Origin of the sequence: Nocardioides sp. GCM10027114 (assembly GCF_042659625.1) — a bacterium.
Classification (GTDB): Bacteria; Actinomycetota; Actinomycetes; order Propionibacteriales; family Nocardioidaceae; genus Nocardioides.
The window spans coordinates 117,139-136,879 of record NZ_JBHSSS010000019.1 but is presented as its reverse complement, the minus strand read 5'-3'; the positions used below and the strand labels follow the sequence as shown (position 1 = coordinate 136,879).

Annotated in this window: 20 protein-coding genes; 9 read left to right on the top strand and 11 right to left on the bottom strand. The window is 73.3% G+C overall.

Annotated features, from left to right (window positions below; translation table 11 throughout):
- Positions 1-135: 135 nt before the first annotated feature.
- Positions 136-1,377, bottom strand: coding sequence for a hypothetical protein (locus ACFP2E_RS08965; protein ID WP_378523288.1), 1,242 nt, complete (start codon positions 1,375-1,377; stop codon positions 136-138).
- A gap of 84 nt (positions 1,378-1,461) precedes the next feature.
- Here ACFP2E_RS08965 and ACFP2E_RS08960 point away from each other — a divergent pair, with 84 nt between their 5' ends.
- Positions 1,462-1,737 carry a hypothetical protein gene (locus tag ACFP2E_RS08960; protein WP_378523287.1) on the top strand — a complete coding sequence of 92 codons (276 nt, stop codon included), beginning with the start codon at positions 1,462-1,464 and terminating at the stop codon, positions 1,735-1,737.
- Positions 1,738-1,764: 27 nt separating this feature from the next.
- On the opposite strand, the gene ACFP2E_RS08955 is transcribed toward ACFP2E_RS08960, so the two are convergent.
- On the bottom strand, positions 1,765-2,109 hold the full coding sequence (locus ACFP2E_RS08955; RefSeq protein WP_378523286.1) for a histidine triad nucleotide-binding protein: 345 nt from the start codon (positions 2,107-2,109) through the stop codon (positions 1,765-1,767).
- 158 nt (positions 2,110-2,267) lie between these two features.
- Here ACFP2E_RS08955 and ACFP2E_RS08950 point away from each other — a divergent pair, with 158 nt between their 5' ends.
- Positions 2,268-2,825 (top strand): SigE family RNA polymerase sigma factor, encoded by a 558-nt coding sequence (locus ACFP2E_RS08950; RefSeq protein ID WP_378523285.1) that lies wholly within the window; start codon positions 2,268-2,270, stop codon positions 2,823-2,825.
- Positions 2,822-3,925, top strand: coding sequence for a Gmad2 immunoglobulin-like domain-containing protein (locus ACFP2E_RS08945; RefSeq protein ID WP_378523284.1), 1,104 nt, complete (start codon positions 2,822-2,824; stop codon positions 3,923-3,925). The genes ACFP2E_RS08950 and ACFP2E_RS08945 overlap by 4 nt, the downstream gene beginning before the upstream one ends.
- 33 nt (positions 3,926-3,958) lie before the next feature.
- Here ACFP2E_RS08945 and ACFP2E_RS08940 read toward each other — a convergent pair whose 3' ends face one another.
- The 3 genes from ACFP2E_RS08940 to hrcA all read right to left on the bottom strand — a co-directional run bounded on the left by ACFP2E_RS08940 (position 3,959) and on the right by hrcA (position 6,993).
- Positions 3,959-4,699, bottom strand: coding sequence for a 16S rRNA (uracil(1498)-N(3))-methyltransferase (locus tag ACFP2E_RS08940; protein WP_378523283.1), 741 nt, complete (start codon positions 4,697-4,699; stop codon positions 3,959-3,961).
- 13 nt (positions 4,700-4,712) lie between these two features.
- Positions 4,713-5,888 (bottom strand): molecular chaperone DnaJ, encoded by a 1,176-nt coding sequence (dnaJ, locus tag ACFP2E_RS08935; RefSeq protein ID WP_378523282.1) that lies wholly within the window; start codon positions 5,886-5,888, stop codon positions 4,713-4,715.
- Positions 5,889-5,964: 76 nt separating this feature from the next.
- Positions 5,965-6,993 carry a heat-inducible transcriptional repressor HrcA gene (gene hrcA, locus ACFP2E_RS08930; RefSeq protein ID WP_378523281.1) on the bottom strand — a complete coding sequence of 343 codons (1,029 nt, stop codon included), beginning with the start codon at positions 6,991-6,993 and terminating at the stop codon, positions 5,965-5,967.
- A gap of 99 nt (positions 6,994-7,092) precedes the next feature.
- Between hrcA and ACFP2E_RS08925 the strand changes: the two genes are divergently transcribed.
- The 5 genes from ACFP2E_RS08925 to ACFP2E_RS08905 all read left to right on the top strand — a co-directional run bounded on the left by ACFP2E_RS08925 (position 7,093) and on the right by ACFP2E_RS08905 (position 10,259).
- Complete coding sequence (locus tag ACFP2E_RS08925; protein WP_378523280.1) at positions 7,093-7,959, top strand: MBL fold metallo-hydrolase; 867 nt, start codon at positions 7,093-7,095, stop codon at positions 7,957-7,959.
- A gap of 53 nt (positions 7,960-8,012) precedes the next feature.
- The gene (locus ACFP2E_RS08920) at positions 8,013-8,237 is read left to right on the top strand and encodes a hypothetical protein (protein ID WP_378523279.1); all 225 of its coding nucleotides are present in this window, start codon (positions 8,013-8,015) and stop codon (positions 8,235-8,237) included.
- Between the two features lie 106 nt (positions 8,238-8,343).
- On the top strand, positions 8,344-8,625 hold the full coding sequence (locus ACFP2E_RS08915; RefSeq protein WP_378523278.1) for a hypothetical protein: 282 nt from the start codon (positions 8,344-8,346) through the stop codon (positions 8,623-8,625).
- 153 nt (positions 8,626-8,778) lie between these two features.
- Positions 8,779-9,636: a DUF3097 domain-containing protein gene (locus tag ACFP2E_RS08910; RefSeq protein ID WP_378523277.1), complete on the top strand. Its 858-nt coding sequence runs from the start codon at positions 8,779-8,781 to the stop codon at positions 9,634-9,636.
- 59 nt (positions 9,637-9,695) lie between these two features.
- Positions 9,696-10,259: a DUF4870 domain-containing protein gene (locus ACFP2E_RS08905; RefSeq protein ID WP_378523276.1), complete on the top strand. Its 564-nt coding sequence runs from the start codon at positions 9,696-9,698 to the stop codon at positions 10,257-10,259.
- A 39-nt stretch (positions 10,260-10,298) separates the two neighbouring features.
- On the opposite strand, the gene hemW is transcribed toward ACFP2E_RS08905, so the two are convergent.
- The 6 genes from hemW to ACFP2E_RS08875 form a co-directional block, all read right to left on the bottom strand.
- A complete protein-coding gene (gene hemW, locus ACFP2E_RS08900) occupies positions 10,299-11,507 on the bottom strand; it encodes a radical SAM family heme chaperone HemW (protein WP_378523275.1) in 1,209 nt (402 codons plus the stop codon).
- A 98-nt stretch (positions 11,508-11,605) separates the two neighbouring features.
- Complete coding sequence (locus ACFP2E_RS08895) at positions 11,606-13,426, bottom strand: AMP-dependent synthetase/ligase (protein ID WP_378523274.1); 1,821 nt, start codon at positions 13,424-13,426, stop codon at positions 11,606-11,608.
- Between the two features lie 121 nt (positions 13,427-13,547).
- Entirely contained in the window at positions 13,548-14,846 is a 1,299-nt protein-coding gene (gene rocD / locus ACFP2E_RS08890) for an ornithine--oxo-acid transaminase (protein ID WP_378523273.1), read from the bottom strand.
- Positions 14,847-14,914: 68 nt separating this feature from the next.
- The gene (locus tag ACFP2E_RS08885) at positions 14,915-15,583 is read right to left on the bottom strand and encodes an MOSC domain-containing protein (protein ID WP_378523272.1); all 669 of its coding nucleotides are present in this window, start codon (positions 15,581-15,583) and stop codon (positions 14,915-14,917) included.
- Between the two features lie 67 nt (positions 15,584-15,650).
- On the bottom strand, positions 15,651-16,853 hold the full coding sequence (locus ACFP2E_RS08880) for an NAD(P)/FAD-dependent oxidoreductase (RefSeq protein ID WP_378523271.1): 1,203 nt from the start codon (positions 16,851-16,853) through the stop codon (positions 15,651-15,653).
- A 144-nt stretch (positions 16,854-16,997) separates the two neighbouring features.
- Positions 16,998-17,927: an aminoglycoside phosphotransferase family protein gene (locus ACFP2E_RS08875; protein WP_378523270.1), complete on the bottom strand. Its 930-nt coding sequence runs from the start codon at positions 17,925-17,927 to the stop codon at positions 16,998-17,000.
- An 86-nt stretch (positions 17,928-18,013) separates the two neighbouring features.
- Between ACFP2E_RS08875 and argS the strand changes: the two genes are divergently transcribed.
- Positions 18,014-19,717, top strand: a complete 1,704-nt coding sequence (argS, locus tag ACFP2E_RS08870; RefSeq protein ID WP_378523438.1) for an arginine--tRNA ligase — start codon at positions 18,014-18,016, stop codon at positions 19,715-19,717.
- Positions 19,718-19,741: the final 24 nt, after the last annotated feature.

Here is a 19,741-nt window from a genome sequence, read left to right as displayed (position 1 = left end):
CCTTTCGGTGCGGGTCTGCGAGCGCCCTCCATGCTACGGGAGGTGCCGCGCGGCGCACACCGAGTTGCGGGCGAGGAGCCCCCGGACGGGCGAGGGGTTCGTCACGGCCACCTCGCCGACTGCCGGGGCCCTCCGTCACGGTCGGGTGACCTGCAGGATGCCCAGGCACATCTCGTCGGTCGTGCCGTCGCCCCACACGACGTACCGCTCGGGCTGCCCCTCGAACGCGGGCAGCCGGTCGCGCAGCCACTGCACGTGGCGGCAGGTGACCCTGACGGTGTCCCAAGGCTGCAGCCGGACCGGCTCGATCGGCCGCGCACCCTGGTCGTCGAAGTCCCACACCGGGATGTCGAGGACCGTGCGCGCGCGGTCGGTGCCGGGGTTCACCTCGATCCGGATCTCCCGGCCGAGCAGGTGCATGTGGCCGGCGACGCCGCGGATCGTGGTCGGCTCGCCGACGGTGCGCGTGCACGACTGCACCTGCCCGGGCTCCGGCTGCGACCCGCAGAGCAGGTGGAGCAGGTCACCGGTGGCCCCCGCCCGCTGGCCGAACCGCTCCTTCACGTCGGCCATGGCGGCCTCGCGGTCGCACAGCGGCCCGTCCCGGCCGGGCCGGCAGGGCAGCTCGACGGGCGCCGGCAGCAGCATCGTCCGCAGCGCGGTCAGGTCGCGGCCGCCGTCGGTGAGCCGCAGCTGGGTCGCCGAGACGTCGGGGTCGTCGCCGGCGAGCAGGTTGTAGTGGACCTGCATCACGATCCGGGTGCCCTGCTCCAGCCGCACGCCGAAGCCGCGACGGTGGACCGACTCCTCGCCGCCCGGGGCCCAGGCCCCCAGCCACGGCGCGTCGTCGATGCCCTGCACAGGGTCGAGACCGGTGCCGCCGAAGCAGGTCCAGCCCGGCCCGTCCTCGCCGGCGTCCATCGCCTCGGCGCGCGCGACCTGGTCGGGCGGGACCCGGAAGAGGATCACGTGGTGCACCGTCGCGGTGTTCCCCGGCTGGACATGGGTGCCGGTGAGCCAGGCGTCCTCCTCCAGGCCGGGGTCGAGGAGGAAGCAGCGGTAGTCGTCGTTGCCGGTGCCGTACGGCGCCGACGGCGTGTAGGGCTCGGTCATCGCGAGGTCGACGCGCTGCTCGCCGCGCCGCAGCTTGCCCGGCGCGACGTACGACGGGCCGGAGTGATCGTGGTCGTGGCCGTCGGCCTGCTCCGGCTCGGCTCCCTCGCCGGCAGCCTCCGGCTCGCTCGCGTCCGCCGCGTCACCGGCCGCGGGCAAGGCATCGGGCTCCGCTCCGCTGCCGCAGCCGGCCAGCACGACCAGTCCGAGGGCCATCAGGCCTGCGACGAGCCCCGTCCGTCGGTCCCGCCAGCGCCTGCGCATGCCGCCATGCTGGCACGCCGCCGCAAGCCGGCGGCGTACGCTCGAGGCCGGGGCTGCCGTCGGGCAGTCGATCAGGAGGTCGCCGTGGACGAGCGCGAGCCGGAGCCCTGGGGACCCTCGGGCGACCCGGGCCACTCGCCGGTCTCCGACCTCTGGCGCCCGCCGACGATGCCGGAGGACTCCCGGCGGATGGGCCTCGACCGCAACACCGTGGAGGGTGCCTGGCTGGAGTTCGCCTCAGTGCTCGACCGGCGCAAGCCCTCCCACGTCGTGGTGGCGGTGCTGGCGCTCGCGATCTTCGTCATACCGGTCCTGCTGACCCTGCTCGACGTGCTGCGACGCATGGTGGGCCCGGGCTGACCCCCGATCATCCCGGGGCCCCCTGGGTCAGCCTGGTGGCCAGGTCATCGCGCGACCGCCCATCACGTGCAGGTGCACGTGGAAGACCGTCTGGCCCACGCCCGGACCGGTGTTGAGGACCAGCCGGTAGTCGTCGATCCCGTCCCCCTCGGCCACGCGCGCGGCGACGTCGACGAGGTGGGCCAGCGTCGTGGGCGCGGCGGCGGCCAGCTCGGCGGCGTTCGCGTGGTGGCTCCTCGGGATCACGAGCACGTGCGTGGGCGCCTGCGGGTTGATGTCCCGGAACGCCAGCGCCTCGTCGGTCTCGACCACGACGTCGGCGGGGATCGCCCCCTCGACGATCTTGCAGAACAGGCAGTCCGCGTCGCTCATGGCGCCATGCTCCCAGACCGCTCCCAGACCGCTCCCAGACCGCTTCCAGACCGCTCCGGACGGCGTCCGGACCGGGCGGGAACCGGGCGCAGTCGGAGGCGCGCCGGTGTAAACCTCGGGGCACGGCCGCGCGTGCCACTAGCGTGATGACCCATGCGATGTCGGCCCCTCGGTCAGCGGTGGTGACGCCCCGCGAGACCGGCGGCTGGGACGCCGACACCGCGCTCGAGCAGCTGTACGCCGCCCACTGGCGGCAGCTCGTCCGGCTCTCGGTCCTGCTCGTCCGCGACCTCGGGACCGCCGAGGAGGTCGTCCAGGACTCCTTCGTCGCCGTCCACGGCCACTGGCGCAAGCTGCGCGACCCCGACAGGGCGCTGGCCTACCTGCGCCAGACCGTGGTGAACCGCTCCCGCTCCGCCCTGCGGCACCGGGTCGTCGTCGACCGCTTCACCGCCCGCGAGTCGGTCCGCCGCGACGAGCCCGGGGCCGACGAGTCGGCGCTGGCCTCGGCCCGGCGCGAGGCGGTGCTCGACGCGATGCGGTCGCTGCCCGAGCGGCAGCGCGAGGTGATGGCGCTGCGCTACTACCTCGACCTCTCCGAGGCCGACATCGCCGACGCCCTCGGCATCAGCCGCGGAGCGGTGAAGAGCCACGCGTCCCGGGGCGCGGCCGCGCTGCGCGAGCTCCTCAGCGACTACCTGGAGGACCGGTCATGAGCCCTCACGACCCCGACGAGCGCTTCGACCAGCACGACGACCGGCTCGACGACGAGCTGTCCCGGCTGCTGTCCGACGCCGTGTCCGACGTCGAGCCCAGTGACGCGCTCGACACCATCCGCAACCGAACGAAGGTGACCCTCATGTCCACCAAGCGCCCCTGGCTCCTCGCCTCCGGCGGCGCCGTCGTCGCGACGGCCGCCGTCCTCACCGCCATCGCCTTCGCGGGTGGCGTCTTCACCAACACCGCCGACGACGACCCGGGACCGGCCGAGCGCACCAGCCAGGGCCCGGACCGCCGCGACGACTCCCCCACACCCGACCCGGAGCCCACCGAGACCGGCGACCCGGGATCCGGCACCGTGGTCCCGGTCTACCTCGCCGGTGACACGCCGGCCGGCGTCCGGCTCTACCGGGAGTTCCAGATGGGCGCCGCCGGCACCGACCCGATCCTCGCCGCCACCCGGGCGAGCGTCGAAGGCCAGGCCCTCGACCCCGACTACCGCTCGCTGTGGCCCGCGGGCTCGACCGTCTCCGAGGTGGAGTTCGACGGCGCCGACATCATCACCGTCACCGTCGCCGGGGCCCCGGAGGAGCGGCCGGCGGGGATGACCGAGGAGGAGGCACGGATCGCGGTGCAGCAGGTCGTGTACACCGCGCAGGCCGCGCTGGGCCAGGGCCGGGTCGGCGTGCAGTTCCTCAGCGACAAGGGCCGGATCACCAACATCCTCGGCGAGGCGGTCAACGAGCCGCTGGCCAACACGCCGATCCTCGAGACCCTGGCGCTGGTCTCCCTCACCTCGCCGACCGAGGGCGAGCAGGTGAGCGGCGACACGCTGACCGTCTCCGGTGTCGCCAACTCGTTCGAGGCCAACGTCGTGGTCCGGCTGCAGCCGCTCGGCGCGACCGAGACCGTCCTCGAGATGCCGATCACCGCCGAGGGCTGGATGGGCGAGCAGCTGTTCCCGTTCGAGGACACCCTCGACCTGTCGGGCATCCCGGCCGGCGAGTACCTCCTGACCGCCTCCACGGACGACCCGTCCGGCGGGACCGAGGGCACCGGCCCCCACACCGACACCCGGACGATCGTCATCGGCTGAGGACCCCTCAGGCCAGTCCGCACCCCGCCCGGCTCACCGCCAGCGCGGGGTGCGGGCGAGCAGCGCCGCGACCGCGGCCACGCCGGCCGTGGAGGTCCGGAGCACCTCGGTGCCGAGCCGGACCGGGCGGGCGCCCGCGGCCGCGAACGCCAGCACCTCGTCCTCGGTGAGGCCGCCCTCGGGTCCCACGACGACCGCCAGCCGTCCGGACTCGGGCAGCTCGACGGCGGAGAGCGGGTCGGTGGCCTCCTCGTGGAGCACCACCGCGACGTCCGCGTGACCGAGGACTTCGACGACGTCGGCGGTGGTGGCCAGCGGGGCCACCTCGGGGAACCACGCCCGCCGGGCCTGCTTGGCGGCCTCCCGGGCGGTGCTGCGCCACTTGGCCAGCGACTTGGTGGCCCGCTCGCCCTTCCAGACGGCGACGCTGCGGGAGGCGGCCCACGGCACGACGGTCGCCACGCCGATCTCGGTCAGGACCTCCACCGCGAGCTCCCCTCGGTCGCCCTTCGGCAGCGCCTGGACGACGGTCACGGCGGGGTCGGGCTCGGGCGGGGTGTCGACGGCGGTCACCGTGACGACCAGCAGCCGCTTCCCCGTCTCGGCGACCTCGCCGGTCGCCAGGGTCCCGGCGCCGTCGGTCAGCACCACCGGTTCGCCGATGCGCAGCCGGCGTACGGCCACGGCGTGGTGCGCCTCGTCGCCCTCGACGGTGACGGCGGAGCCGACGCGGACGCGGTCCAGCGACGGCACCAGGTGGACCGGGAGCGACATCCGCGCGCCCCGCTCAGTGGGCGTTGAAGGCGTCGCGGAGCCGGCCGAACACCGACTTCGCGCCGCTCGGCCGCACCTGACCGGACGGCTGCTGCTCGTCACGCAGGCCGGCGAGCTCCCGGAGCAGCTCCTCCTGCCGCGCGTCGAGCCGGCTCGGGGTCTCCACGACCACGGTGACGACGAGGTCGCCGCGGCCGCCCCGCAGCCCGGGGACGCCCCGGCCGCGCAGCACCTGCTCGGTGCCGGACTGCGTGCCGGGCCGGATCTCGAGCTCGAACTCGGTCTCCACGCCGGAGTCGGCGCCGCTCTCGGCGTCCGCCTCGAGGGTGGGCAGCGTCAGGGTGGTGCCGAGCGCGGCCGCGGTCATCGGGACCGTCACGGTGCAGTGCAGGTCGTTGCCGTGGCGGGTGAAGGTCTCGTGGGGCGCGACCGAGATCTCGACGTACAGGTCGCCGGCGGGGCCGCCGCCGGGGCCGACCTCGCCCTGGCCGGTGAGCTGGACGCGGGTGCCGGTGTCGACGCCCGCGGGGATCTTGACGGTCAGCGTGCGGCGGGACCGGACACGGCCGTCGCCGGAGCACTCGCGGCACGGCTCGGGGATGATCGTGCCGAAGCCGCGGCAGGCCGCACAGGGGCGCAGCGTGCGGATCTCGCCGAGGAAGGAGCGCTGCACCTGCGCGACCTCGCCGGCACCGCGGCAGGTCTCGCAGGTGACCGGCTCGGTGCCGGGCGCGGCGCCCTCGCCGGAGCAGGTGCCGCAGACGACCGCGGTGTCGACCTTGATCTCGCGGGTCGCGCCGAACGCCGCCTCGGCCAGGTCGACCTCGACCCGGATCAGGGCGTCCTGGCCGCGGCGGACGCGGGGCCGCGGGCCGCGGCCGCCGGTCGCGCCGCCCGGGGTCGCACCGCCGAAGAAGGCGTCCATGATGTCGGTGAAGGAGAACCCGGCGCCCTGGCCGAAGCCACCGGTGCCCCCGAACGGGTCGCCGCCCCGGTCGTACGCCGCCCGCTTCTGCGGGTCGGAGAGCACCTCGTAGGCGCGGGAGACCTCCTTGAACTTCTCCTGCGTCTCCGGGTCCGGGTTGACGTCGGGGTGCAGCTGGCGGGCCAGTTTCCGGTAGGCCTTCTTGATGGCGTCGGCGTCCGCGTCGCGGGAGACGCCCAAGAGGTCGTAGAGGTCCTGACTCACGTGTGGTCCTTCAGTCGGTCGTTCTCGGTACGGCGGTGGGGTGCGGCGGCGGTGCGGGGCAGGGTGGTGCTGGCGCTCACGCCTCGTCGAGGATCCGGGAGACGTAGCGGGCCACGGCGCGCACCGCGGCCATCGAGCCGGGGTAGTCCATGCGGGTCGGACCCACGATCCCCAGTGTGGCGAGCGCCTGGTCACCCGGCCCGTAGCCGGTGGCGATGACACTCGTGGCAGCGAGCTCCTGGTAGGGGCCCTCGTGGCCGATGCGCACGGTCACCGCACCGCCGGCGTGCGCCTCACCGAGCAGCTTGAGCAGCACGACGTGCTCCTCCAGCGCCTCGAGCAGCGGCCGGACCGCGGTGTCGAAGCTCTCGCCGAAGCGGGCGAGGTTGGCCGCGCCACCGACCGCGATGCGCTCGTCGGAGCGGTGGTCGGACATCGACTCGACGAGGGTGGCGACGACCCGGTCGGTGGTCGTCGGCGGCGCCTGCGGATCGGTCGGCTCGGAGACGAGCCGCACCAGCGCCTTGGTGGCCTCGGCGATGGTCGACCCGGTCGCAGCCTGGTTGATCCGGGTGCGCAGGTCGCCCAGCTCGGCGTCGGTGACCTCGTGGTCGAGCTCGACGAGGCGCTGCTCGACGCGGCCGGTGCTGAGGATCAACACGACGAGCAACCGGGTCGGGGTCAGCGCGACCATCTCGATGTGACGCACCGTGGAGCGCGACAGCGTGGGGTACTGCACCACAGCCACCTGGCGGGTCAGCTGCGAGAGCAGGCGCACCGACCGCTGGACCACGTCGTCGAGGTCGACGGCGCCGTCGAGGATGGTGGCGATGGCCCGCTTCTCGGCGGTGCTCATCGGCTTCAGGGTGGTCAGCCGGTCGACGAACAGCCGGTAGCCCTTGTCGGTCGGCACCCGGCCGGCGCTGGTGTGGGGCTGCATGATGAAGCCCTCCTCCTCCAGCGCGGCCATGTCGTTGCGAACCGTGGCCGGGGAGACGCCGAGTCCGTGGCGCTCGACGAGCGCCTTGGAGCCGACGGGCTCCTCGGTGGCGACGTAGTCCTCGACGATCGCGCGGAGGACGGCGAGCTTGCGGTCCTCGTGCACTTCTCCCCACCTCCTGTCGGGCCTGTCACTGGGCCGGCCGGCCCACCCCAAGGCTGGCACTCGTCTCGACTGAGTGCCAATCCTACTAGTCTCCTGCGCATGGGCGATGCTTCCGTGAGCCGGTTCACCGAGGTCGCCGACCGGGTCTGGGTCGCCCGCCACGAGTGGTGCGACGTCAACGTCACCGCGGTCGGCGGCGGGCGCGGCGTGCTGCTGGTCGACACCCTCGGCTCGACGGCCGCGGCGCGGTCGATGCTCGAGGGCGTGCGCCGGCTCGGGGCCGGCGAGGTGGTGGCCGTCGTCAACACCCACTGGCACTACGACCACGCGTTCGGCAACGACGCCGTGCTCACGGCGTACGGCGCGGTGCCGGTGCACGCCCACGAGACCGCCGCGGTGGAGCTCGAGCAGTGGGGCCCGGAGGTGCAGCGCCGGCTGGCCGAGGACCCCGCCGAGCCGCACGCCGCCGAGGTCGCCGCGACCCGGCTGGCCCTGCCGGACCGGACGTTCTCCTCCGCCCGGGTGCTCGACCTCGGCGACCGCGCGGTCGAGCTGGTCCACCCCGGCCGCGGCCACACGGGGGGCGACCTGGTCGTGCGGGTGCCGGACGCCGACGTGCTGCTCGCCGGCGACCTCGTCGAGGAGTCCGCTCCCCCGTCGTACGGCGACGACTCCTGGCCGCTGGAGTGGCCCCTGAGCCTCGACATCGCCCTCGGGCTGCTCACCTCCGGCAGCGTGGTGGTGCCGGGGCACGGCGCACCGGTGGACCGCGACTTCGTCGAGCAGCAGCGCAACGAGATCGGCATCGTCGCCGAGACCGTCCGGGACCTGGCCGGCCGCGGGGTGCCGGTCGCCGAGGCGCTCGACGCCGCCGAGTGGCCGTTCCCGGCAGGTGGTCTCGCCGAGGCCGTCCGCCGCGGCTACGAGCACCTGCCCCGCAGCCAGAAGCGGCTGCCGCTGATCTGACGGCCGCCCCGATCCGACGGGTGGAGCGGCCCGCGGGTGGGTACCGTCCGGACATGAGCAACCCGGACAGCCCCGAGGACACCGAGAACGCCGAGCGCAGCGACAACCCCGAGCCCGGCGACATCAGCGACGACCAGCTCCCCGAGGACCTGCAGCCGACCGAGGACAACCCGCTCGCCCGGGACCTCGACGAGGAGGACGCCGAGGTCGACGACCTCGACCTGCTCGACGGCGGCAAGCCCGCCGAGCAGTGGGACGACGAGGACCTCGAGGACTGACGCACGCCCTCCCGCTCCGGGAGGAGTAGGACCTTGCAGGTCCGGGCATACTTCCCGTGGAGCAGGGGCCTGCCGCGGCCCCTTGCCGGGAGATCGGGGGTTCCTCATGGCCGTGTCACGTCGTGTCCACGCCGTCCTTCACCTCGGGCTGACGCTGCTGGCGATGGCCGTCGTCGCCGCCGTCCTGCACGGTGTGGTGGAGCTGTCGCTCGTCACGTCCGTGATCGTGTCGGTCGCCGTCGTCGGCGTCGTCTCGGCGGCCGAGTGGGCCGGCTGGCACAAGTCCCCGGCCCGGACCGACGTCCCCGCGTCGTACCACACCCATCGCACTCTGCACGGCGGCGGCTACCCCACCGGCATCAGCCAGGACACCCCGCCCCGCCACTGACCCGCGAGGTGGCACGGTTGGCCCGCCGAGGTGGCGCGGGTGGCCGTGCGTACAGGACCGAGTGCGCCACCTCGCGGGGCCATGTGCGCCACTTCGTGGGAGTACGGCGCGTGGTCGCCGGGACGCGCGGGACGAGCGCCTAGCGTTGGGCGGGTGACTTCCCCGCGCGACCGCTACGGCTCCGACGTCCTGGCCACCGACTGGAAGGCCCCCAAGCGGGGCCGCGCCGTGGAGGCGCCCGCCGAGCTGGGGGCGGTGGTCGAGGAGGTGACCACCGACTGGTGCGGGGAGATCGTCGCGGTCGACCGGGACCTGCACACCGTCACGCTCGAGGACCGCCGCAACCGGCGGCGGACCTTCCCGCTCGGGGCGGGCTTCCTGCTCGAGGGCCGGCCCGTCATCCTGACGGCCCCCGTCAACCGACCGGCGCCGGCGAAGCCGACCCGCACCGCATCCGGCTCCGTCGCGGTCCACGGCGCCAGGGCGCGGGTCGCCCGGCAGAGCCGGATCTACGTCGAGGGCCGCCACGACGCCGAGCTCGTCGAGAAGGTGTGGGGCGACGACCTGCGGATCGAGGGGGTCGTCGTCGAGTACCTCGGCGGCGTCGACGACCTCGCCGAGCACCTGCGCGACTTCCGGCCCGGCGCCGGTCGGCGGGTCGGCGTGCTGGTCGACCACCTCGTCCCGGGCTCGAAGGAGAGCCGGATCGCGCAGGAGATCGCGAAGTCCGCGATCGGTCCCCACGTGCTCATCGTCGGCCACCCGTTCATCGACATCTGGCAGGCGGTCAAGCCGGCTCGGCTCGGCATCGGCGCGTGGCCGAAGGTGCCGCGCGGCGAGGACTGGAAGAAGGGCACCTGCCAGCGGCTCGGCTGGCCCCACCGGGACCAGGCCGACATCGCCCGGGCATGGAAGCACGTCCTGGGCGGGGTCCGGGGCTTCCAGGACCTCGACCCGGCACTGCTCGGCCGGGTCGAGGAGCTCATCGACTTCGTGACCGCCCCCGACTGAGGACCCGCCCGGCCCCACTTCCGTCGAGTCGGGCGCCCTCGCTGGCTAGGCTGCGGAGCATGAGCGATCCCTACGGTCCGCCGCCGCCCGAGCAGCCCTACGGCCAGGGCGGGTCCGGCCAGAGTGGTTACGGCCAGGGCGGTTACGGCCAGGGCGGTTACGGCCAGGGCGGTTACGGCCAGGGCGGTTACGGCGGCTACGGCCAGGGCGGGCAGCCGCCGTACGGGCAGTCCCCCCAGGGACAGCCGGCCGGGAGCCCCACGCCTGACGAGATCACCTGGGGCGGCGCCGCTCACTGGGGCGCGCTGGTCGGGGCCTGGGTGGCGATGGCCTTCCTCGGCCCGCTGCTGGTGCTGCTCGCGAAGGGCAACCAGTCGGCGTACGTCCGCGCCCAGGCGACGGAGTCGCTCAACTTCCAGCTCTCGATGCTGATCTACGGGGTCGTCGGCGGCGTCGTCGGCGTGGTCCTGTCGGTCGTCACGTTCGGCCTCGGGGTGCTGCTGGTGATCCCGGCGGTCGTCGTGTTCATCGCCTGGTGGCTGGTGTTCACCATCATCGGGTCGGTGAAGTCGGTCAACGGCGAGCTGTACCGCTACCCGCTGACGATCCGGATGGTGCGCTGACGCTCCGGCCCGGCCGGCGTCGGCCCGACCCGCGACGACTCACGGCACCAGGTCACGCACGACCGCGTCGGCGAGCAGCCGGCCGCGCCGGGTGAGGACGAGCCGGTCCCCCTCCGCCCCCAGCAAGCCGGCCTCGACGATCCCGGGCACGGCCGCGCGTCCCGCGTCGTCGAGGACGGACAGCGGCAGACCGTCACGCAGCCGGACCTCGAGCAGCACCCGCTCGACCCGGCGGGTCTCCTCGTCGAGGACCTCGCGTGCGTGCGCCGGGCTGGCCCCCTGAGCGAGTCGCTGCGCGTACGCCGCGGGGTGCTTGACGTTCCACCACCGCACCCCCGCCACGTGGGAGTGGGCCCCGGGCCCGGCTCCCCACCAGTCGGCGCCCTTCCAGTAGAGGACGTTGTGGCGGCACCGCGCGGCCTCGTCACGGGCCCAGTTGGAGACCTCGTACCAGTGCAGCCCGGCAGCCGTCAGCCGGTCGTCGGCGAGCTCGTACTTGTCGGCGAGGTCGTCGTCGTCGGGCATCGGCAGCTCGCCCCGGCGGATCTGCCGGGCCAGGGCGGTCCCGTCCTCGACGATCAGGGCGTACGCCGAGACGTGGTCCGGCGAGGAGGACAACGCCGCGTCGAGCGAGGTCTCCCAGTCGGCGAGCGACTCCCCCGGCGTCCCGTAGATCAGGTCGAGGCTCACCTGGTCGAAGCCGGCCTCTCGCGCCCAGGCGACCGCCTGCGGCACCCGCTCCGGGTCGTGGGTGCGGTCCAGCGTCGCCAGCACGTGCGGCAGAGCGGACTGCATGCCGAAGGAGATGCGGGTGAAGCCGGCCTCCCGCAACTGCGCGAGCCCGGCCGGGTCGACGCTGTCGGGGTTGGCCTCGGTCGTCACCTCGGCGCCTGGCGCCAGCCCCAGCTCGTCGTCGACGGCCCGCAGCATCCGTGCCAGGTCCGCCGGCGGCAGCAGCGTCGGGGTGCCGCCGCCGAGGAACACCGTCGAGACCGGCACGTCGGTCCCGAGCACCTTCCGGGCGAGCCGGAGCTCGGCGACGACGGAGTCGGCGTAGGTCGCCCGGGAGACGCCGGGCCCGAGCTCGTCGGCGGTGTAGGTGTTGAAGTCGCAGTAGCCGCACCGGACGGTGCAGAACGGGACGTGGAGGTAGACCCCGAAGGGCCGGTCGCCGAGGCCGTGCAGCGCCTGAGGGGGCAGCGCGCCGTCGGCGGGCGCCGGGTCACCGGGGGGCAGGGCGGACGGCACGCCACCAGTCCATCACGGCCCGCACAAGGGCACGGACCCGGGCACGGCAGAGGGGCGCCGGCACCGCCGACGCCCCTCCGACCGTGGTCGCTCGCCGCTCAGGCGTAGAACGACTCGATGGTGTCCTTGTGGTTCTCCTGGACGATGTTCCGCTTGACCTTCATCGACGGGGTGAGCTCGCCGGACTCGACCGTGAGGTCGTGGTCGAGCAGCTCCCACTTCTTGATGGTCTCCCAGCGGTTGAGCCGGGTGTTGAGCTCGTCGACGTAGCCGCCGACCATCTCGCGGCACTTGTCGGACCGCACGATGTCGGTGTAGTCCTTGCCCTCCATGCCGTTCTCCGCGGCCCAGCCGGCGATGGCGTCGGGGTCGAGCGTGATCAGCGCGACGCAGAAGTTCCGCTCGTCGCCGAAGACCATGAACTGGCTGGCGTAGGGGCAGATCGCCTTGAACTTCGACTCGATCGCCGGCGGGGCGATGTACTTGCCGCCGGAGGTCTTGAAGAGCTCCTTGATGCGACCGGTGATGGTCAGGAAGCCGTCCTCGTCGAGCGCGCCCTTGTCACCGGTGCGCAGCCAGCCGTCCTCGGTGAGCGCCTTGGCGGTCTCGTCGGGGAGGTTGTGGTAGCCGTCCATGACGCCGGGGCCCTTGATCATGACCTCGTCGCCGTCGCCGAGCTTGACCTCGCTGCCCGGCATGACCGGACCGACGGTGCCGTACTTGTACTTCGAGGGGTGGTTCACGAACGAGCCGGCGGAGGACTCCGTGAGGCCGTAGCCCTCGAGGATCAGGATGCCCGCGGCGTGGAACCACTCCGCGATCTCCGAGTTGAGCGCGGCCGCGCCCGAGATGAAGAAGCGGACCCGGCCACCGAAGCGGTCGCGGATCTTGCTGAAGACGAGCTTGTCGAACAGGCCGTGCTGGAGCTTGAGGCCCATGGGGATCGGCTTGCCGGCAGCCTTGAGCTTGTCGACCTCGAGGCCGACCTTGAAGGCCTGCTTGAAGATCTTGGCCTTGGCGCCGCCCTCGCCCTCGGCCATGGTGACGATGCGGCCGTGGGCCTTCTCGAAGATGCGCGGCGCCGCGCCCATGAAGGTCGGCTTCACGATGCCGAGGTTCTCGACGATCTTGTCGACGCGACCGTCGATGGCGGTGGCGAAGCCGCAGGCGAGCTGGGTGGAGAGCAGGACCTTGCCGAACGAGTGGGCCATCGGCAGCCACAGGAACTGCAGGTCGTCCTCGTGGAGGATGTCCTGCACCTTGATCGCGGCGCCCTCGTAGACCCAGGAGCGGTGGCGCAGCCGGACGCCCTTCGGGCGGCCGGTGGTGCCGGAGGTGTAGATCAGCGTCGCGAGCTGGTCCGGCTGGATCGCCGCGGCCTTCTCCTCGATGACGCCGGGGTGCTCGGCGAGGTAGTCGTCGCCGAGCTTGGCGAGCTCGTCCATGCCGATGATCCAGTCGCCGTCCGACTTGCCGGCGAAGGTCACGACCTTCTTGACGTTCTTCAGCTCCGCGCGGCGCTCGAGGAGCTTGGCGAGCTGCTCGTCGTCCTCGGCGAAGACGACCTGGCAGTCGGAGTCGCTGAGGATGTACGCCGTGTCCTCGACGTTGGTGGACGGGTAGACGGTGGTGGTGGCGCCACCGGCGCACATGACGGCGAGGTCCGCGAGGATCCACTCGTAGCGGGTGTTGGACGCGATGCCCACCCGCTCCTCCATGTCGAGGCCGAGGGAGAGGAGGCCGGCCGCCAGCCGCGCCACCTCGTCGCCGGCCTGTTTCCACGTGACCGACGTCCACGAGTCCCCCTCGGGGTAGCGGAAGGCCTCGGCGTGAGGCGACTTCTTCACCCGCTCGTGGAACAGCACCGCGACGTTCGGCTCCAGCTTCTCGAGGAAGCTCGTGTCCGTGATGATCGGCATGACACTCCTGCGCTCGCTCTGGGTTCGGCGGCCGTGCGGCGTGCGCCACACGTCTAGGCCGTCAACCTAGACCACGGAGTTACGCTGCGGTAGCCAAACCCCCGCCAGAAGGTGCAACTCGTCACATCGAGACGCGATCGTGACCCGCCGCACCGTCGCCGCTCGCCTCATCGGCAGCCTCGACGTCCACCGTCGCGGGCCGCGCTGCCGCCCCGGCCAGGTCGGCGACCGCGCCGCGCACCTGCTCCAGCCCCCACGCCAGGTCGGCGGGGTCGATGGTCAGCGGCGGCGACAGCCGGATGCTGGAGCCGTGGGTGTCCTTGACCAGCACCCCGCGCTCCGCCAGCGCCTCGCACAGGTCGCGTCCGGTGCCCAGGGCCGGGTCGAGGTCGAGGCCGGCCCACAGGCCCCGGACCCGCAGGTCCACGAGCCCGTGCCCGAGCAGCGGCTCGAGGCCCTCGCGCAGCACCGGCTCGAGCTGGGCCGCCCGGCGCTGCGGCGCCCCGGTCCGGAGCAGCCGGATCACGGCGCGGCCGACCGCGACGGCGAGCGGGTTGCCGCCGAACGTGCTGCCGTGGCTGCCTGGCGTGAGCACGCCGAGGACGTCACGGTCGGCGGCCACCGCCGACAGCGGCATGATGCCGCCGCCGAGCGCCTTCCCGAGGACGTACACGTCCGGCACGACGCCCTCGCGCTCGCACGCGAACGTGGCGCCGGCGCGGCCGAGCCCCGACTGCACCTCGTCGGCGACCATGAGCACGCCCTGCTCGTCGCAGGTGCGGCGTACAGCGGCGAGGTAGCCCTCGGGCGGGATGACCACGCCCGCCTCGCCCTGCACCGGCTCGACGAGGACCGCGACGGTCGTCTCGTCGACGGCCGCGGCGACCGCGTCGGCGTCGCCGTACGGGACGGCGCGGAAGCCGGGCGTGTAGGGCCCGTAGTGGTCGTGGGCCACCTCGTCGTCGGAGAAGCTGACGATGCTGATCGTGCGGCCGTGGAAGTTGCCGTGCATCACCACGACCGTCGCCCGGTCCTCGGGGACGCCCTTCACCTCGTAGCCCCAGCGGCGCACCACCTTGAGCGCGGTCTCCACGCCCTCGGCGCCCGAGTTCATCGGGACGACCATGTCCTTGCCGGTGAGCGACGCGAGCTCGGCGCAGAACGGTCCGAGCAGGTCGTGGTGGAACGCGCGGCTGGTCAGTGTCAGCCGGTCGAGCTGCTCCCTGGCCGCAGCGACCAGGTCGGGGTGCCGGTGGCCGAAGTTGAGCGCGGAGTAGGCGGCCAGGAAGTCGAGGTAGCGGTGCCCCTCGTCGTCCCACACCCACGAGCCCTCGCCGTGGGACACCACCACCGGCAGCGGGTGGTAGTTGTGCGCGCCGTGGAGCTCCTCGAGCTGCACCGGGGTCGGGCTGTCCAGCATGCTGCTCCTCCCGCTCGGGTGGGCGGCGACCGCCGGTCGGCGGCGCCTGCCCCCACGCTACGTCGGGGTCAGCCGCCCGCGGGCGCCCCACGCGCGACGTACCGCTCGGCCCTCTCGCGGGCCTCGTCGACCAGGCCCGTGACCCGCAGCAGCCCGGGCAGCAGGTCCGCCCGTGTGGTGAGGGCGCGGAACATGGTGGTCACCGTGACGCCGTGGCCGGGCCGGTGCACCACCTCGATCGCGTCGCCGGCGGCCAGCGCACCCTCCTCGAGCACCCGGAGGTAGGGGCCCGGCCGGCCCGCCTGGGTGAACCGCTTCACCCAGGCGGTGTCGTCGTAGCCGGTGACGCCGAGCCAGCGCCTGAAGTCGTTGCAGGGGATCCGGACCGACGCGACCTCGAGCAGCACGGACCCCACCCGCCACCGCTCCCCCACCTCGGCCTCGTTGACGTCGATTCCGGCGGTGGTGAGGTTCTCGCCGAAGTGGCCGCTCGGGATCGCCTGGCCGAGGACCTCGACCCAGTGGTCGAGGTCCTCCCGCGCGAAGGCGTAGACCGCCTGGTCGACGCCCCCGTGGTGCTTGGTGTCGGAGACCCGGTCGCCCTCGAGGCCGAGCCGGCGCGCGGCCACCGGTCCCGCGACCGGGCGCTTCTCGATGGACGTGCGGCCGATGCCGGCCCACTCCCGCTCCCGGGGCGTGCCGACGTTGACGGAGACCAGTCGGGGAACGGCGACCACGCGCGCATCCTCTCACCGGACCGCGGCCGTGGCCCGCTGCGGGCGCACGCGAGTCCGCGCGCCACAGTCAGGGCAGCTGCACGTAGCCGTGCTGCATCTTCCAGAGGAAGTACTTCTCGAACGCCAGCTTCATCAGGTGGGCCTGGGGCCCGGGCACGAGGACGCCGTGCTTGCGCGGCGGCAACATCTTGTCGGCGAGGATCAGGACCCCGTTGTTGCCGGCGTCCATGACGCACACAGCCTTGACGTCCCCGAACTCCTTGCGCTCCGTCGGCTGGTCGCCGCGGACGTGGGCGGCGATGTTGGCTGCGGCGACGTGCGCCTGCGTCTCCGTCGGGAACCCCGTCTTGGGGACCGCCACGGGCAACGGTGTCTGCCACGGCACGGTCACGGCGGCGGCGGCACCGACGGCGTAGATGTCGTCGTACTTCTCGGTCTGGTAAGTCGGCCGGACGGGGACGTACCCGTGCTCGTCCGCCAGGTCGTCGGTCCCGCGCAGGAACCCCTGGCCGACGAACGGCGGCACCACCATGGCGTAGCGGAACGGAAGCCGCTCGCCGTCGCCGAGCACCAGGGCCCGCTCGTCGACGGTGCCGACGGCGGTGTTGAGCCGGCTCTCGATCCCCTCCTTGCGGAGGAACATCCCGAGCAGCTGCTCCCCGTGCGGCAGCCCGCCGATGCCGAAGTGGCCGAGGAACGGCTCTGCGGTGACGTAGGTGAGCCTGACGTCCCGGTGCAGGCCGGCGCGGCGGAGCTGGTAGGAGGTGTTGAACAGGAACTCGTACGCAGCGCCGAAGCACCCGGTCCCCTGGGTGGCGGCCACCACCACGTCTCCGGGGTCGTCGAGGAACCGCTGCCACTCCTCGCCCGCCCGCTCCGCGGAGCCGAGCGTGGTGATGGTGACCGCGTTCTCGCGGAAGCCGGGAACGGCGTCCTCGTCGTTGCGGTAGCCGGTGGCGACGACGAGGTAGTCGTAGGGGAGGCTGCGGCCGTCCGCGAGTGTCACTGCGCGCCCGACCGGGTCGATCGCCGAAGCCGCCACGTGCTCGAAGTCGACGCCGTGCGACTCCAGCGTCGGCGCCACGGGGAAGGTGATGTCGTCGCGGTTGCGCTTGCCGAACGGGAGCCAGATGAGGCTGGGTGTGAAGAGGAACCGCGCGCTGGGCGACACCACCGTCACGTCGACGTCGCCGTGCAGCTCGTGCTTCACGCCGAGCGCAGCCGTGAGGCCGGCGAAGTTGCTGCCGAGGACAAGGACCTTCGCGCGCATGGCACACCTCCCTGGGAACCGTCCTGACAGCGAACCGGCCGGCGCCCCGCGCAGGGCAGGGACTTCCGCCCCCTGCCCTCGGTCCGGGGGTCACCTACCGGGAGTGGGTGCTGCTCCCGCCAGGTACGGCGAGGAGCCGCAGGCTCAGTCCTGCACGGCCTTCGCGATCGAGATGCAGGTCGTGATCCACGACCGCTCGTCGCGGTCGAGGGCCCGCCCGGCCCGCCCGGCGTCCTCCACGGACCAGTGCGCGTTCAGCACCATCCGGAGCACGACCCAGGCCCGGGCCCGGTCCTCGTCGAGGCCGGCCACGTCCACGAGGGTGTGGAACCGTCGCCGCAGCCCGTCCCGCAGGTCCCCGGCGAGCTCGTCGACGCGGTTCCACAGCATCGGTGCCGGCTCGTAGTGCGGGTCGCCCGACATCGGCTTCGGGTCGATGGCCAGCCACGGCTCCCGGTCGGCGGCGAGGACGTTCTCGTAGTGCAGGTCGCCGTGGACCATCCGGCCGGTGCTCGCCGGGTCCGCCACGAGGTCGCGGGCCAGCGAGAGCGCCTGCTCCACGAGCCGGCGGGGGATCGGCGCGTTGCGCGGCATCTCCCCGAGCGCCGCGGCCCACTGCTCGACGTACGACGTGACGGTGCGCAGCTGCGGCGGCGCCGGCAGGTGCAGCCGGCCGTAGAGGCCGGCGACCACCTCGCAGGCCTCGAGGTCCCAGGTCTCCGTCAGGTCCCGCAGATGCAGCCGCTCGAGCAGCAGCGCGCGCCGCGACGGGTCGGCGCGGAGCAGCCGGACCGCGCCACGCCCGCCCCAGTGCTGCAGCGCGAGGTGCTCGTGGAGGGACTCGTCGTCGCCGTCGAAGGCCAGCTTGAGCACGGCTGACTCCCCCTCGTCGGTGCGGACCGGCACGACCACCGACGCGTACCCGTGGAGCGCCGCGCCGTCCGGGGCCAGGCCCCACTCGGGCACGACCTCGGCGTAACGGCGTGGCAGCCGGTCCAGCCAGTCCGACCACGCGGGCCCGAGCGCGCGCTGCTGCTCGAGACCAGCGGGGACGACGAGGGAGGGGCCGGGCACGCGCCCATGCTGTCAGGGAGACCGTGAGGCGGGCCGTCGGCACCTAGGGTGTGCGCGTGCCGTCGCCCGCCAGCCTGCTGACCCCCGTGCTCACCGACGCGATCCACCGGGCGCTGGGCCCGGGCTTCGCCGACGAGGACCCCGTGCTCCGTCCGAGCCAGTACGGCGACGTCCAGGCCAACGCGGCGCTGGCCCTCGCCAAGCACGTCGGGGCCTCGCCCCGCGAGGTGGCGACGCGCGTCGTGGAGCACCTCGACCTCCGCTCGATGTGCTCCACCGTCGAGATCAGCGGGCCCGGCTTCCTCAACCTCGTCTACGACGACGACTGGCTGGCCTCGCTCGTCTCCGACCAGGCGGCGGACCAGCGGCTGGGCGTCGCCGTCCAGGACCCGCGCACCGTGGTCATCGACTACTCGGCCCCCAACGTGGCCAAGGAGATGCACGTCGGCCACCTCCGCACGACGGTGGTCGGTGACGCGCTCGCCCGGACCCTCGAGCACCTCGGCCACCGGGTGGTCCGGCAGAACCACATCGGCGACTGGGGCACGCCGTTCGGCATGCTCATCGAGCACCTCCTCGCCGTCGGCGAGGACTCCCCCGAGGCCCACCTGCTCGAGACCGACCCGAACGCCTTCTACCAGGCGGCGCGCGCCGAGTTCGACGACGACGTCGACTTCGCGGTCCGGTCCCGGGCCCGGGTCGTGGCGCTGCAGGCCGGCGACCCGGAGACCCGACGGCTGTGGGAGAAGCTCGTGGGCCTCTCCCGCCAGTACTTCAACCGGATCTACGGGACGCTCGGCGTGACGCTGACCGACGACGACCTCGCCGGCGAGTCGACGTACAACGACGACCTGGCGCACGTGTGCGCGGAGCTCGAGGCGCAGGGGCTCGCCACGGTCGACGACGGCGCCCTCTGCGTCTTCCTCGATGGCTACACCGGCCGGGAGGGCAAGCCGGTCCCGCTGATCGTGCGCAAGTCCGACGGCGGCTACGGCTACGCGACGACCGACCTGGCGACGGTCCGGCACCGGGTCCGCCACCTCGACGGCGACCGGCTGCTCTACGTCATCGGCGCGCCGCAGTCGCTCCACCTCCGGATGGTGTGGGAGACCGCGCGGCTGGCCGGCTGGCTCCCCGAGGACGTCGAGGTGGTCCACGTGCAGATCGGCAACGTGCTCGGCGAGGACCGCAAGATCCTGCGCACCCGGTCCGGCAGTCCGCTCCGGCTCATGGCGCTGCTCGAGGAGGCGGTCGTGAGCGCGCGCCGGTTCCTCGACGAGACCCGTCCCGAGCTCGACGAGGACACCCGGGCACGCGTGGCGCCGCAGGTCGGCATCGGCGCGGTGAAGTACGCCGACCTGTCGGTGGCCCACGACTCCGAGTACGTCTTCGACCTCGACCGGATGCTGTCGCAGGTCGGCAACACCGCCCCCTACCTGCAGTACGCCGCGGCCCGGATCCGCTCCATCTTCCGCGCGGCCGGGCTCGACCCGGCGTCCGCGGCCGCGCAGATCAGTGTGGCCGCACCGGCGGAGCGGGCGCTGGTGGTCCGGCTCCTGGGATTCGGTGACGTCGTGGCGGCGGTGGGCGAGCACCTCGAGCCGCACCGTCTCTGCGGGTACCTCTTCGACCTGGCCCAGGACTTCTCGGCGTTCTACGAGCAGTGCCCCGTGCTGAAGGCGCCGGAGGACGGCACCCGCGACTCGCGGCTCGCGCTCTCCGCGCTCACCCTGCGGGTGCTCGTGCAGGGCCTCGACCTCCTCGGCATCGAGGCCCCCGAGCGGATGTGACCAGAGCGGGGACAACTTCCCAGC

What these genes read in the sequence shown, in the direction of transcription:
- ACFP2E_RS08950 (WP_378523285.1), top strand. Translation starts at nt 2,268, where the DNA reads ATGTCGGCCCCTCGGTCAGCGGTGGTGACGCCCCGCGAGACCGGCGGC.
- ACFP2E_RS08940 (WP_378523283.1), bottom strand. Translation starts at nt 4,699, where the DNA reads ATGTCGCTCCCGGTCCACCTGGTGCCGTCGCTGGACCGCGTCCGCGTC.
- ACFP2E_RS08955 (WP_378523286.1), bottom strand. Translation starts at nt 2,109, where the DNA reads ATGAGCGACGCGGACTGCCTGTTCTGCAAGATCGTCGAGGGGGCGATC.
- ACFP2E_RS08920 (WP_378523279.1), top strand. Translation starts at nt 8,013, where the DNA reads ATGAGCAACCCGGACAGCCCCGAGGACACCGAGAACGCCGAGCGCAGC.
- ACFP2E_RS08895 (WP_378523274.1), bottom strand. Translation starts at nt 13,426, where the DNA reads ATGCCGATCATCACGGACACGAGCTTCCTCGAGAAGCTGGAGCCGAAC.
- ACFP2E_RS08925 (WP_378523280.1), top strand. Translation starts at nt 7,093, where the DNA reads ATGGGCGATGCTTCCGTGAGCCGGTTCACCGAGGTCGCCGACCGGGTC.
- ACFP2E_RS08880 (WP_378523271.1), bottom strand. Translation starts at nt 16,853, where the DNA reads ATGCGCGCGAAGGTCCTTGTCCTCGGCAGCAACTTCGCCGGCCTCACG.
- ACFP2E_RS08915 (WP_378523278.1), top strand. Translation starts at nt 8,344, where the DNA reads ATGGCCGTGTCACGTCGTGTCCACGCCGTCCTTCACCTCGGGCTGACG.
- ACFP2E_RS08945 (WP_378523284.1), top strand. Translation starts at nt 2,822, where the DNA reads ATGAGCCCTCACGACCCCGACGAGCGCTTCGACCAGCACGACGACCGG.
- ACFP2E_RS08905 (WP_378523276.1), top strand. Translation starts at nt 9,696, where the DNA reads ATGAGCGATCCCTACGGTCCGCCGCCGCCCGAGCAGCCCTACGGCCAG.
- ACFP2E_RS08965 (WP_378523288.1), bottom strand. Translation starts at nt 1,377, where the DNA reads ATGCGCAGGCGCTGGCGGGACCGACGGACGGGGCTCGTCGCAGGCCTG.
- rocD (WP_378523273.1), bottom strand. Translation starts at nt 14,846, where the DNA reads ATGCTGGACAGCCCGACCCCGGTGCAGCTCGAGGAGCTCCACGGCGCG.